Origin of the sequence: Saccharopolyspora phatthalungensis (genome assembly GCF_014203395.1) — a bacterium.
Taxonomy (GTDB): domain Bacteria; phylum Actinomycetota; class Actinomycetes; order Mycobacteriales; family Pseudonocardiaceae; genus Saccharopolyspora; species Saccharopolyspora phatthalungensis.
Window position 1 is genome coordinate 3,005,218 of sequence record NZ_JACHIW010000001.1, and the last position, 12,780, is coordinate 3,017,997.

Consider the following 12,780-nt stretch of genomic DNA (forward strand, 5'->3'; position numbering starts at 1 on the left):
CGTCACCGGCGCTCGTCCGCCGAATGCGGGTCGCGGAGGCTGTGTTTGCCTTCGTGGATGCCGCGTTGGAAGCTGGCCAGCCGACCGCGCATGAGATCTGCGTCGCGTCGCGGCTTGACAGCCTGCTCAGTGGCCATTGCCGGTAACAGTGCCGCTTTTGGGGTTCGCCGGGGCAGCCCGGCTGGGGTGTAGTCGATGGTCTCCTGGTCGACCGGCGGTTCTGGCGTCTCGATGCCGCTTTTGGCGCGCGGATTTTGGTCCCTTGGCGGCGGCCCTGCTCCCGTCGGTGGGGTGGCGTTGTGGGAGACCAACTGCTGGCGGTGGCGCCCACGCTTGACCCCTGCTTGGAAGCTCGCCAACCGTCCGCGTGCAACATTCGGATCGCGGGGTGGGCGTGCTCGCTCCTCTGGGGCGAGATCGGCACTGCCCGCTACCAGGTTCGCCTGTGGAACTCGCAGCGGAAGACCCGCCGAGGTGTAGTCGGAGGGCTCTGCCGCCGCAACTTCCTCGGCCCTTCGCCGGGCCTGATCGCTGTTGAAGCTCCACCTGTTCTGGCCGCCGTGCCCATTGCGTGCCGACTGCGAGGAAGGGAACTTTCCTGTCGGTGGTGACAGAAAGGTTCCCTTCCTCGCAGCACTTGCCGGAGGGGTGGGCCAGCGGATGGCGGGGCGGGTGGCAGAGTGCGGGGTGGACGTTGACACCTGGAACCACGCGGACGCGAGGTCGTCGAAGATCGGTGTTGGAGCGGTAGCGCCGTTGGGATGCTCAGGCGCGCGCTGCGGTTCTAGGGTGATCTCTTCGGTGTTGAGCAGGTCGCTTCGTGGGGTCTGCGGGTCACCATTGGTGGAGGACCGAAGCAGGTGGAAACCGTTGCGCATGGGATGGCGTTGGGTAGCCGCGTCCTGTTCGGCCGCCTCCCAATCGAACTCCTCGACCATTGACTCGGCGTCGCGACCGTTGGGCATGATGTCGTCGGCCCGGGGCACGACCGGGGCCACACAGGCAGCATCGACCAACAGCTCGGGGCCCATGCTGACCGCAACGCGCACCCCGACCTCTTCGGTACCGGGATGTAGCTCGACCCGGATGCCGTGGCGGGTGGCGAGCCTACCGACGACGAACAGACCCATGCGCCGGGACGTCGACAACTTGATTTCGTCGTCACTGGTCAGCCGCTGGTTGACCGCAGCGAGGTCATCGTGGCTCATACCGATGCCGTGATCCACGATCTCGATGTCCAGCGATCCGTCGCCATGTCGATGCCCGGAAACAGTGACCTGGGTTTCCGGCGCGGAGAAGTTAGCGGCGTTGTCGAGCAGTTCGGCCAGCAGCCGCACCAGGTCGCTGGCCGCGTAGCCGACGATCTTGACGTCCGGCAGCGGCTGCACCATCACCCGCGGGTAGTGCTCGATCTCCGACACCGCGGCGCGGAGCAGATCCGCCGGCGATGTCGGTTGGGTGAACCGGCGGGCAAGGTCCGCCCCAGAGAGCACCATGAGGTTCTCATTGTTGCGGCGCATCCGGGTGGCCAGGTGGTCCAGCTGGAACAGGGTCGCCAGCTGGTCGGGATCTTCCTCGTCGCGTTCGAGCTGCTCGAACAGCCGGAGCTGTCGCTCCAGCAGGCTCTGGCTGCGCCGCGACACGTTGATGAACGAGTCGCTGTAGCTGCGGCGGACTTCGGCCTGCTCGGTGGCGAGGTTGACGGCCTGGGTGTGCACGTCATCGAACGCCCGCGCCACATCGCCGATCTCGTCGGCGCTGTCCACCGGCACCTGCTGGACGCGGGCTCGGGTGGGGTTTCCGGCACGGATATCGGCGACCGCCTGCGGCAGCTGGTAGTTCGCCGTGTCCAGCGCGCTGCGCCGCAGCAGGTCGAGGGACCTGAGCAGGTGCCTGGCGACAACGACGACAATCGCGCCCGCAATCAGCAGCGCCGACAGCAGGATCACCGACTCCAGCCCTGCCATGTTGCTCGCGGTGTCCTGCAGGGTGAATGCGGTGTCGTGCAGTTGCCGGTCCAGGTGCGCTTGGAGCGCGTGGAGGGCTTCGAGCGACGTGCGCGACTGGGTTTTCCAAGTTGAGGTCGACACCGGCAGCGGCGAGATCTGAGTCGGGGTGTTGCCGCGCTCGGCCATCGCTAGCTGCACCGAGGTTTCCCGTGCCGGGACCTCGGGATTGGTGTAGAGCTGGTCGTAGCGCATCCGCTGTTGTGGTGTGGCGGCCGCCCGGAACTCCTTGACTGCGGCGGTGCGGCGGGATTCGCTGGCCGCGAGCCGGGCGAGGTTGTCGTTGGTGAAGTTGCCGCGAGTCAGGCCGGTGAGCACTAGTGCCTGCTGGAGTTGCACCTCTTCGCTGATCTGGGCCAGCTCGTGGGCGGTGGTCGCGGTCGACACAAGTTGTGATGACGAGATCTGGCTGATCAGCGTGCGGTCGAGTGCCAGCAGGACCCCGATGAGCTCTGTGTAGGAATTGATCGCCACCCCCGGATCCGCGTGGGTACCCAGCACCTGCTGGCGGACCGGCGCGAGCCCGGTGAGCTGCCGATCGGTTTCCTGTCGGGCGAACCGGACCGCCTCGCTGTCCGGGACGGTATGCAGCAGGCGATGGATGTCGTCGAGGAGCCGGTCGGAGGCGGTGAACCGGTTCTGCATTTCGGGTGCGGAAACCGGCCCGTGCACCAGGAATTCGGCCGCCTGGCTGCGTTCTTCCTGCAGGCTGTCAACCGCATTGCGCACCGCGCTGCCGACCGCGACCACTCGATCCAGCTTGGCGTATTCGTTGGCCTGGTGGGTCTGGCCGCGGATCTGCAGCACGCCGAGCGCCAGGGCGAAGATCACCGGAACGAGTACGACGGCGGTGATCTTGACTGGTAGTTTCCAGTTTCGCCATTTGGTGATTCGCTTGGTGGTCTTCGGTGTGGTGTGCGACCACGCGGACTCCCGGGTCACGGTCACGGTCGCGGGCGTGTCGCCGAGTCCGCTGCTCACGACGCAGTCCTTTCCCACGCGGTCGAAGCCTTGGTTGCCGACGGCGCGTTCGTATGGTGGGCAGCATGGGCCCGTCTGTGGTTTGCGCGGCAGCTGTTGCTTGGCTGGCATCGCTGCTTGCGGCCAGGGTTTCGCCGATGGCCGGTGCGGTCGTCGACACCGGCGTCAGGTGCCTGCGCGGGCGGAGGTGGTCGCGGCGGGCCGGATTTGTTGTCGCCGGGTGTCGGTTGCAGAACCTTACCGCAGCGAAATGATCTCCTTTTCTTCTGATGTTCAGGTTGCTGACCAGCGAAATCGACTCAGATTGAGCTGATTTCGCGGTCGTGTTGTCAGCTCAGGGAAGCCGTGAACACTGATCGTGTTCATTGAGGCGATGCGGAGACGTGCTTTTGTCGCCCGATGGGTAGATGTTGATGTTACGAATGACTACTCTGCTGCGGCACCTCCGCGTCGTTTTCCCTGGTCTTCCTGCGAAATCATCGGTGGTATTGCTGACCAGCTGAAACTGTCCGTGTGACAAGGTGTTCCGGCTCATGAGCGGCGGGTCTGGCAGTGGTCCATCGGGCTCCCAAACCATCGCCTTGGCCACATTCCGTGATCATGAGTTCATCAATGTGTGTGCTGCGTTGTTGCGAGGGCGTGTGGGCACCGTTTCACCGATTAGACTTCCGATCCGCTTGGCAGCGCAGGCAGTGCGGTCTGCCGATGCCTGGATTGCGACCCATCGATTTCGCCGGATCGATGCGAACCAAGGTGATCGGCCATGGGAGCAGGGGACCCGAAGTATCGACCACCCACGTCGATGCGATTGCTCGACTGTTTGGAAGGACGCATGCTCAACGCAACCCAGCCGCCACCCCGGCGACTGTCCGATGGCCGGACCACGTCGACACCCACGTTCGGTGAGATCGACAAGTCCGCGGCCCGATATGCCCGCCCGGCGCCCGACTACCCCGGTATAGCGCGCAGCCCCGAGTTCCGCGACCTGCGTGCCAGGCTGCGCCGCTTCGTCTTCCCGATGAGCGCGTTGTTCCTCATCTGGTACCTCGGCTATGTCGTCATCGCGGCCTACCTGCCCGAGTTCATGAGCATTCGGCTCGTCGGCGCGGTCAACATCGGCTTGATCATGGGCATCGGACAGTTCGTGACCACGATCCTGATCACCGTCCTCTATCTCCGGTACGCGGCTCGCCAGATCGACCCGCGAGTGCTCAGGCTGTACCGGAACGCGACCGGGGAGGAGCCTCGATGATCGACGCCCACCCAGTGCTCAACGTGAGCATCTTCGGCGTATTCGTGCTGATCACGCTGTACATGGTCAACCGCGCGAGCAGCGTCGGCACCGCGACCGACTATTTCGCCGCCGGCGGCCGGTTCACCGGCGCGCAGAACGGCATCGCTCTGTCGGGGGATTTCTTGTCGGCGGCGTCGTTCCTAGGAATCGCCGGGGCGATCGCGGTGCACGGCTACGACGGCTTCCTGTACTCGATCGGTTTCCTCGTCGGCTGGCTGGTCAACCTCCTGCTGATCGCCGAACAGTTGCGCAATACCGGCCGTTTCACCATGGGCGATGTGCTGAGCTTCCGGATGCGGCAACGTCCGGTTCGCGCTGCGGCCGCGGTGTCCACGTTGGTGATCTCCTTCGTATACATGATCGCCCAGATGGCCGGTGCTGGAAGTTTGGTGGCGTTGCTGCTCAACGTGCACGACGCCAACGGTCAGGCGTTGGTGATCGGCGGTGTTGGCGTGGTGATGGTCGCCTATGTGCTGGTCGGGGGCATGAAGGGAACGACCTGGGTGCAGATCGTCAAGGCGGGCATGCTCATGTTGTGCGGGGTCATGATGGCCTTGTTCCTGATGGGCAAGTTCGGCTTCAGCCTGACGTCACTGCTCCAGCAAGCGGCGCAGCAGAACCCGTTGGGTGAGCGGATCTTCTCGCCCGGAGCGAAGTACGGGAAGGACGAACTGACCAAACTGGACTTCGTGTCGTTGTCGCTGGCGTTGGTGCTGGGTGTTGCCGGGCTGCCGCATGTCCTGATGCGTTTCTACACCGTGCCGAATGCGTTCCAGGCTCGGCGTTCCGTGGTCTGGGCGACCTGCACGATGGCCGTGTTCTACCTGTGCACCCTTGTGATCGGGTACGGGGCCGCGGCGGTCAATGGCACTGAAGCGATTCTCGCGGCGCCGGGTGGCGAGAACTCCGCCGCGCCACTGCTGGCCTTCCGCATCGGGGGCACGGTACTGCTGGGTGTCGTGGCCGCGGTCGCCTTCGCGACCATCCTTGCCGTTGTCGCCGGGCTGACGCTCACCGCGTCCGCGTCGTTCGCCCACGACGTGTATGCCAGCGTCGTGAAGCGCGGCAAGGCCGATCCGGACTCGGAGGTTCGGGTTGCCCGGTTGACTGCCGTCGTGATCGGTGCGGCATCGATCCTCGGAGGGATCCTCGTCAACGGCCAGAACGTCGCATTCCTGGTTTCGCTCGCGTTCGCATTCGCTGCTTCGGCGAACCTGTCGACGCTGCTGTTCTCGCTGTTCTGGCGGAGGTTCAATACTCTAGGCACGCTCTGGGGTATCTACGGCGGGCTGGGCTCCTGCCTGGTGCTGGTCATCTTCTCGCCGGTGGTGTCGGGGTCACCGGACTCGATCCTGCCCGGCGTGGACTTCGCGTGGTTCCCGCTGAGCAATCCCGGCATCGTGTCGATCCCCGTCTCGTTCCTGGGCGGCTACGTGGGCACGCTGCTCGGGCGCGGCCAGGTGAGCGAGAAACGGTCCGCCGAGATGGAAGTCCGATCTCTCACCGGCATCGGAGCGTCGTGAAGTCTGGAAGCATGGGAACCTTCCTGTCACTTCTGTCGTCCCGCAAGTGACATCGCGTCGATCAAGCGCACCTCGTGGGGACGAATAGATACACGACTCGAAGCGGGACGTGCAGTCGATGCCGGAAGTCATATTTATGTTGGATTAGAAGGTCGATCAACTCGTGCTGTTTTCGCAGGTGGGAGGGGTCTTTTCTGGTTGCTCAAAATTGCCGGTCGTAAAGATCGTTGGCGGAGGCGGCAAATGGGCCTTAACTGCAAAATCCTGCCCTTCTTGTAGATGTTCGCGACAGTATTCATTCTCTGCCTTTGTTTTCGCCGCAACTTCGTGGCGGTGCAAGAGGGCCTGCTGGTCGTCCGGTGGTTGGTGACAGAAAGGTTCCCATGCTTCCGCAGTGCGGCGTCCTCGGCGGCTTGCCAGGTGGTGAGCTGTCACCAGCTACCGCGTCTTGGGCCTGGCGCAGCAGCCGTGTCGCTGGGTGGAGCATGGGAACCTTCCTGTCGCCGTTGGGCTGGCGTCGGGGGTGGGTTCAGCGCGGGATCGGGATCTCGAAGTGGACAGACGGACTGTGCTGCCGGTCTCCACGTGCATCGTGGATCTGCTTTGCGACCGCGTGCCAGAACGGCTCGGCACCTTCGATTGCCGGGTTGGTGTGCAGATAGATCGCGGAATAACCCTCGGTGGCTGCGACGAAGTCGCAGGCCATCGAGACAAGGGCGCGCGCGAGACCGTGCCGGCGGTGTGCCCGGTCGACATACACCCGGAACAGCTGGGCGGTTTCGCCGCTCGGGTAGCGGTCGGCTATCCATTGTGGATGCGGCGGGCTGCTGGGCCCATTGGCTCGCACCGCTGTGGTCGCTACGACCTCGCCCTCGCGGACCGCGATGAACAAGCCGTGCCGAGGCTCTTGTAGATAAGTTCCCTCGATGTCGATCACGTCCGCGTGCCATGTCGAGTCGTAGCCGTGTCCGAACTCTTTGTAGAAGGTGTCGAGCATGACCTTTCGTGCGCCGTCGGCATCGGATGGTCGAGCCGTTCGAACGACATAGTCGCCGATGCGGTGTTCGATGTTGTGCTGCATTGCATCCCTTCTGGGTGATCCGGAGGTGCGTGATCGTTTCGGAGTGACAGGAAGGTTCCCTTGCTGTGAGTCCGAGGCGACCGAAACCCGAGCCATGCAATGATAATCATTTTCAATTGAACGGATGGTAGTGCCCCTGGTTTCGGGCTGGGTTACCAAGGCTCGATGACAGGAAGGTTCCCATGCTTCAGCCGCGGCACGCGTGTCGGCGACAGCGCCGATGCGGGTACACGGTGTACGACAAGCTCGTTCCCTGATTAGGTTTCGCTGAAATTGGGTGCGTCTCCGGTGGAGGCCGGTGGCTTCAAGTTGCTCAACGAGGCTCCTGGCGGCCGGTTTGCTTGGCTGGGCTGACGTCGAAATCCACGATTCGGCGCTCGCTGCGCGAGTTGGAATGGACGATGCGCGGTTGACACCGGACAGCAGCGGACGACGCCCGTAAGGCGAGACGCCCAGGCATAACCGGAGAACCGAGGAGAAGCGTGAGTTCCGCAAGTCGAAGCTCATGGGAGCCGGTGCGGTTCGCACCTACGAGCAGGTCCTGGCGCAGATCGAGCAGCGCATGCTGGACGGGCTGCTCGCACCGGACAGGCTGCCGGTGAACAGGAGCTCTCGCAACTCCTCGGCGTCAGCCGCCCGTCACTGCGCGTGCTGGAAGCGCTTGGCATCGTCGAAGTTCACTCGGTCGCGGTCCCGGAAGCGGGACCGTATTCGTCGGCCGCCCCGGGGAGGCTTCGCGATCCTGCTGAAGATGCAGTTGGCGCTTGGGCATTTCAGCGACACCGATGTGCTCCGCACCCGGCTGATGTTGGAAGAGTGGGTCGCAGACGCGGCGCGCTATGCAACGGCCGAGGACTACGAGGCACTGCGGGGCATCCTGGACCAGATGGACGGGCTGGAGCTGACTGCCCGGGACTTCAACCGGCTGGACACCGAATTCCAAGTGCGAATTGCGGAATTCACCGGCAATTCGCTGGACTCCTATTTGATGAGCTCGCTGCGCAGGCCATTCACCGCAGATGATCGATGCCTACGAGCGGTTGGCCGATTGGCGTGCGACCGCGAAGGCCGTGCGGGCTGAACACCGAAACATACTGCCTGCTATCGAGGAGCACGACGTGCTGCGGGCTGTCGATCTCGCGGCGCTACCGCGCACATCAGGGCACCGCACGGGGCCGAACTGATACACCTGCCCAAACCGCCTGGTCACCGGCTTCCGGCGGCGAGGGTGCGGATCACGTCCATGGCGCGCCAGGTTCCGGCAAAACCTGTGGTCAGCGGCGACAGGCCGACCCGGATACCGTCCGGCGGCCGGAAGTCGATGATGACCCCCACCTCGATCAGCCGCCGAGACAACTCGGTGCCGTCCGCACGAGCATGGTCACGTGCGCGCCGCGTTGCTCAGGGTCTCGCGGCGAGGCGATGCGCATTCCTTGCGGCACAAGCCAATGCTCGGCGAGCGAGGTGACCATTTCGGTGAGCGCCACGGCTTTTGCCCGGATGCTGCCGATACCCGCCTCAGCGACAAGCGCCACGCCCTCTTCGGCACCGACCATGCTGATGATCGGCGGGGTCCAGGACAGGGCCAGGCGCACCCCTGGGGCCGGGGCGTACGCGTGCTCCATGTCGAACGGATACGCACCACCCATCCAACCCCAAATTGGTTGGCGGAATGTGTCTTGATGCTTCTCGCGCACGTACAGGAAAGCGGGCGCGCCGGGGCCGGTGTTGAGGAATTTGTAGGTGCATCCGACCGCGAAATCTACGCCCGCAGCGTCCAGTTGGATGGGGACGCAACCCGCGCTGTGGCACAGGTCCCACACCACCAGCGCGCCGTGTTCGTGGGCGAGCGCGGTGAGGGCGGGCATGTCGGCGATGTAGGCCGAGAGGTAGGCGACGTGCGAGAGGGCGACCACCGCGGTCCGCTCACTGAGCTCGGTCGCTAGCTGCTCGGCCGTCACCCCGGCGTCCGGTGCGCTGTCGATCCACCGCACCGTCAGGCCAAGTTCGCCGGCGATGCCCTGCACGACGTAGCCGTCGGTGGGAAAATTGTGCCGGTCGGTGATGATCTCGGTGCGGTCGGGGCGCAGGGCCACGGCGGCCAGGAGCAGCTTGTAGAGGCAGACGCTGGTGGAGTCGGCGATAATCACTTGGCCTGCTGCGGCGCCAAGGGCGGCCTCGCCGAGCCGATCGCCGATATGTGCCGGTAGCTCCATCCAGCCTGCGGACCACGACCGGATCAGCCCAGTGCCCCAGTCCTCGCGTACCAGCGAGTCGAGCCGCGCCAGCGTCGCCTTCGGCGGCCGACCTAGCGAATTGCCGTCCAAGTAGGCGACGATGCCGTCGTCGGCCGGGGAGATGAAGCGCTTCCGGAAGTCCGCGAGCGGGTCCTGCTCGTCGAGCGCGCGGGCATCTTCGAAGGTGATGGTCACGAGAATCTCCTCCATATTCAACATATTTCGGCGAATAGACGGTATTTCCGGGAAGAACGTGAGATCCAGGGCCGTTTTGAGGGCCGCCACCTCGGTGGATCCGCCGCCCGCTTGAAGCTGGTGACCTGGCTGGCGGTCTTCAGACGCAGACCGGCCGCAGACTGGTACCTGACATCGATTGCGACCGCTCCTAGCCGGTCTCGCCCGCCGCCGAATGCCGGTCCGGGTTCTCGTAACTCGGTGGGACTCAGGGGCTCCAGCACCGGCTACTTCTCGGTCCCGTTGGCAGAAGTGTCCCGTCGATGTGTCGAGCGCTGTTTCGGTTGGAGGATCAGGTCTTTTCCCGTGGTTCGGCGATGCCGAACTCCAGCAGCGTGCGCTCGTCGGCCACCCGCCTGGTGTCCCGGAGCTCCAAGCCGCAGTCCCCCGCAAGCGCGGTGATTTCTTCGATGGTCCGCTCACGTCCCCCAAAGAACACGACCATGGACAGGTCGATAGCAGTGTTGAACCCCTGCCCGGGCAACCCTTCCCGGAGCACCTCGATCACGAGAACCAGGCCGTGTGCGGCGGCGGCCCGCGTGCATTCGGTCAGAATCGCTCTGGCGTTGTCGTCGTCCCAGTCATGCAAAATGTCGGAAAGCACGTAGGCGTCTGCGCCTCCAGGCAGCGGCTCGAAGAAGCTGCCTGCCACCGCGTCGGCGCGCTCGCCCCATCCAGCCTCGGCGAATCTCTCCGTGGCAGCTGCAGCGGTGGTTGGCACATCCAGCACACTGCCTCGTACTTTTGGGTGAGTACGTAGTATCCGGTCGAGCAAAGTGCCGTCGCCGCCACCTACGTCAACGATATGGCTGAAGCGACCCCAGTCGAATCGCTGCGCAATCTGTGTCGCCTGAACCTCGAACCGCCTGTTCATCTTGGCGTCGAACGACTTGCGCAACTGCGGCGTGGCTGCGAGGTCTGCCCAGAAGCCGCGCCCATAGCGACGCGAGTAGCCGAGCTCACCAGTCCTGACGGTGTGCAGCAGCTCAACAAAGGCGAGCTCAGCACGTCCTAGCCACCCAGTGATATCAAGGTCGGCGCGGAGTCCGCCGGGATCATCATCGCGCAACCCTCGGCCGAAGTCCGTGACTCGGTAGCGGCCGGTCTCGACATCGCGATCGAACACCCCGACGGTGACCAGATGGTCGAGCAGCCGGCGCAGCACAGACGCGGAGGCGCCGGTTTGCCGGGCGAGGCTTTCTGCGGTCGCTCCGGTCTGACCCGCGCGGTCGGCCAGGCCGAGCGTTGCGGCCACCCGTAGAGACATTGGGGTCACCAGATCTGCCAACGACCGCAACGACGAATCTGTGTACTCGCTCAAGCATCTGCCCCTTGGTGCCGAGTGATCAATGCAGGTATCAGTGATTGCAGTCGGTCAACACTTCAGCGGCCCCCGTCGCTCGCTGGAAATAGTCAGGCAGAACAAAAAACCACCCGCCTTACCTGTCTGATGCAGGAGGAGAGTGGTTTTGCTAGTCACTGCTGTGCGCCCTCGACAGGACTCGAACCTGTGACACCTGCCTCCGGAGGGCAGTGCTCTATCCGCTGAGCTACGAGGGCTTGTCGCTGCGGACGATCGTTAGCTTAGCGCACCCGACGGGACCGCTTCGACGGGGGTCGGGATAACCGCTTCCCGCGGTTGCCACACCTGCACAGGCGAGGCGGAGCATGGGAACTTTCCTGTCAAAGGTGACAGGAAAGTTCCCATGCTCACGCCCGTCCGGGTGTCGTTCGGGTTGACATGTGCATGCATGCATACTTCACTATGTAACTGAGAGGCATTAGGAGGACGTCTATGGGTCAGGGGCACGGGCACGGCTCCGCCGCCGATGCGGTCAGTGCATCCGGTCGCTACGTGCGGCGGTTGGCCGCGTCGTTCGCGATCTTGCTCGCGTTCTTCGTCCTGGAGGCTGTCGTCGGGTTTCTGACGTCCTCGCTTTCGCTGCTATCCGACGCCGGGCACATGCTCACCGACGTACTCGGCGTCGGCATGGCGCTGGCCGCGATCACGGCTGCCCGGCGACCGGCCGAGGACAAGCGGACTTTCGGGCTCTACCGCATGGAGGTGTTGGCCGCGCTCGCCAACGCCGTGCTGTTGTTCGGCGTCGCCGGTTACATCCTCTACGAGTCCATCGCTCGGTTCCGGGAGCCGCCGGAGGTCGCCGGCGTGCCGATGATGTTGACGGCCGCCGCCGGGCTCGCCGCCAACCTCGTGGTGTTCGCGCTGCTGCGGCGGGGTGCCAACGAGAGCCTGAACGTGCGCGGCGCCTACCTGGAGGTGCTCGCCGACACCATCGGTTCCGTCGGTGTGCTGATTGGCGGCGCGGTGACCTGGGCCTTCGGTTGGTATCTTGCCGACCCGATCGTCGCCGTCGCCGTCGGGCTCTTCGTGCTGCCGCGTACCTGGAAGCTGGCCCGCCAGGCACTGCGGATCCTCGTCCAGCAGGCACCCGAGGGCGTGGACGTGCTGAAGCTGCGGGCCGATCTCGCCGCGCTCCCGTCGGTCACCGAAGTGCACGACCTGCACGTGTGGACCCTCACCTCGGGCATGGAGGTCGCCTCAGCCCACCTGACCACCGGCGCCGACGCCGACCACGGCGGCGTGCTGGTCGCGGCGCAGCGGGTGCTGGCCGAGCGCTACCACATCGACCACGCGACCCTGCAGGTCGAACCCGTCGAGTGCGCTAAGCGCTGCCAGGCCCTGACCTGGTGATTCCCGAGCGCCCGGTGACAGGAAGGTTCCCATGCTCGCATCAGCGCAGCGGTTGGGCTCTTCGTTCGGTGAGCATGGTGCGCATGAGATCGGCCTCGTTGCGCTGCGAGGCGAGCATGTTTTGCGCCAGCTGGTGGACCGCTGGGACGGCCGCGTGCGTTGCCCCGTACTCGGCCATCGGGGCACCGCCCTCGTGGTGGCGCAGCATCAGCTGCAGGAAGTAGACGTCGAACTCTGGGCCGCGCAGTGACTGCAGCCGGGACATCTCCGCGCTGCTGGCCATGCCGGGCATCGGGGCACCCGAAGGCGCACCGGTTGCGGAGGGCCGGTGGTCGTGGCCGCCGTCTGCGGTCATCCACGTCATGACCGGTCCAGTCGCCTGCGCGGGCTGGCCCCACAGGCTGAGCCAGCCCTGCATCCGGCCGATTTGGTCGCGCTGGTTGGTTTCGATGTCGAACGCCAACTGGCGCACCGCGACGTCGGCGGCGCGCTCGCGCGCGAGCGTCGCCATGGTCACCGCCTGTTGGTGGTGCATGGACATGTCCTGCGCGAACCCGATGTCCACCGCCGTCGGCTGCGGTTCGGCGCTGTCGAAGGACGGCACCCGGATCAGCAGACCGAGCGCCGCACCGAGCAGCAGCAGGGCGACCGCCGACGCGAGGGCCACGAAGATGCGGGCTGCTAGCGGCCGCCTGGTCTCACCTGGCATCG

At 65.0% G+C, this 12,780-nt stretch carries 8 protein-coding genes, 1 tRNA gene and 1 pseudogene; 4 read left to right on the plus strand and 6 right to left on the minus strand.

Going from position 1 to position 12,780, the window contains the following annotated elements; translation table 11 throughout:
- Positions 1-2 precede the first annotated feature (2 nt).
- Positions 3-2,987, minus strand: coding sequence for a sensor histidine kinase (locus BJ970_RS13870; protein ID WP_312864242.1), 2,985 nt, complete (start codon positions 2,985-2,987; stop codon positions 3-5).
- Between the two features lie 832 nt (positions 2,988-3,819).
- Between BJ970_RS13870 and BJ970_RS13875 the strand changes: the two genes are divergently transcribed.
- Entirely contained in the window at positions 3,820-4,239 is a 420-nt protein-coding gene (locus tag BJ970_RS13875; protein ID WP_184726649.1) for a DUF485 domain-containing protein, read from the plus strand.
- Positions 4,236-5,804, plus strand: coding sequence for a monocarboxylic acid transporter (locus tag BJ970_RS13880; RefSeq protein WP_184726650.1), 1,569 nt, complete (start codon positions 4,236-4,238; stop codon positions 5,802-5,804). Before BJ970_RS13875 ends, BJ970_RS13880 begins: the two co-directional genes overlap by 4 nt.
- Positions 5,805-6,333: 529 nt before the next feature.
- Here the strand turns inward: BJ970_RS13880 and BJ970_RS13885 are convergent.
- Positions 6,334-6,885 (minus strand): GNAT family N-acetyltransferase, encoded by a 552-nt coding sequence (locus BJ970_RS13885; RefSeq protein ID WP_184726651.1) that lies wholly within the window; start codon positions 6,883-6,885, stop codon positions 6,334-6,336.
- Positions 6,886-7,390: 505 nt separating this feature from the next.
- Between BJ970_RS13885 and BJ970_RS13890 the strand changes: the two genes are divergently transcribed.
- Entirely contained in the window at positions 7,391-7,966 is a 576-nt protein-coding gene (locus BJ970_RS13890) for a FadR/GntR family transcriptional regulator (protein WP_184726652.1), read from the plus strand.
- A 125-nt stretch (positions 7,967-8,091) separates the two neighbouring features.
- On the opposite strand, the pseudogene kynU reads toward BJ970_RS13890, so the two are convergent.
- The 3 genes and pseudogenes from kynU to BJ970_RS13905 all read right to left on the minus strand — a co-directional run bounded on the left by kynU (position 8,092) and on the right by BJ970_RS13905 (position 10,916).
- A pseudogene (gene kynU / locus BJ970_RS13895) lies at positions 8,092-9,341 on the minus strand (kynureninase).
- A 307-nt stretch (positions 9,342-9,648) separates the two neighbouring features.
- Entirely contained in the window at positions 9,649-10,623 is a 975-nt protein-coding gene (locus BJ970_RS13900; protein ID WP_184729085.1) for a methyltransferase, read from the minus strand.
- A gap of 220 nt (positions 10,624-10,843) precedes the next feature.
- A tRNA-Arg gene (locus tag BJ970_RS13905) sits at positions 10,844-10,916 on the minus strand.
- 235 nt (positions 10,917-11,151) lie between these two features.
- On the opposite strand from BJ970_RS13905, the gene BJ970_RS13910 reads away from it, so the two are divergent.
- On the plus strand, positions 11,152-12,069 hold the full coding sequence (locus BJ970_RS13910) for a cation diffusion facilitator family transporter (protein WP_184726653.1): 918 nt from the start codon (positions 11,152-11,154) through the stop codon (positions 12,067-12,069).
- Between the two features lie 40 nt (positions 12,070-12,109).
- On the opposite strand, the gene BJ970_RS13915 is transcribed toward BJ970_RS13910, so the two are convergent.
- Complete coding sequence (locus BJ970_RS13915; RefSeq protein ID WP_184726654.1) at positions 12,110-12,778, minus strand: DUF305 domain-containing protein; 669 nt, start codon at positions 12,776-12,778, stop codon at positions 12,110-12,112.
- Positions 12,779-12,780 lie beyond the last annotated feature (2 nt).

Bases quoted from the DNA above. Each gene is read 5' to 3' on its own strand.
- BJ970_RS13875 (WP_184726649.1), top strand. From the start codon at position 3,820: ATGCTCAACGCAACCCAGCCGCCACCCCGGCGACTGTCCGATGGCCGG.
- BJ970_RS13880 (WP_184726650.1), top strand. From the start codon at position 4,236: ATGATCGACGCCCACCCAGTGCTCAACGTGAGCATCTTCGGCGTATTC.
- BJ970_RS13885 (WP_184726651.1), bottom strand. From the start codon at position 6,885: ATGCAGCACAACATCGAACACCGCATCGGCGACTATGTCGTTCGAACG.
- BJ970_RS13890 (WP_184726652.1), top strand. From the start codon at position 7,391: ATGGGAGCCGGTGCGGTTCGCACCTACGAGCAGGTCCTGGCGCAGATC.
- BJ970_RS13900 (WP_184729085.1), bottom strand. From the start codon at position 10,623: ATGTCTCTACGGGTGGCCGCAACGCTCGGCCTGGCCGACCGCGCGGGT.
- BJ970_RS13910 (WP_184726653.1), top strand. From the start codon at position 11,152: ATGGGTCAGGGGCACGGGCACGGCTCCGCCGCCGATGCGGTCAGTGCA.
- BJ970_RS13915 (WP_184726654.1), bottom strand. From the start codon at position 12,778: ATGCCAGGTGAGACCAGGCGGCCGCTAGCAGCCCGCATCTTCGTGGCC.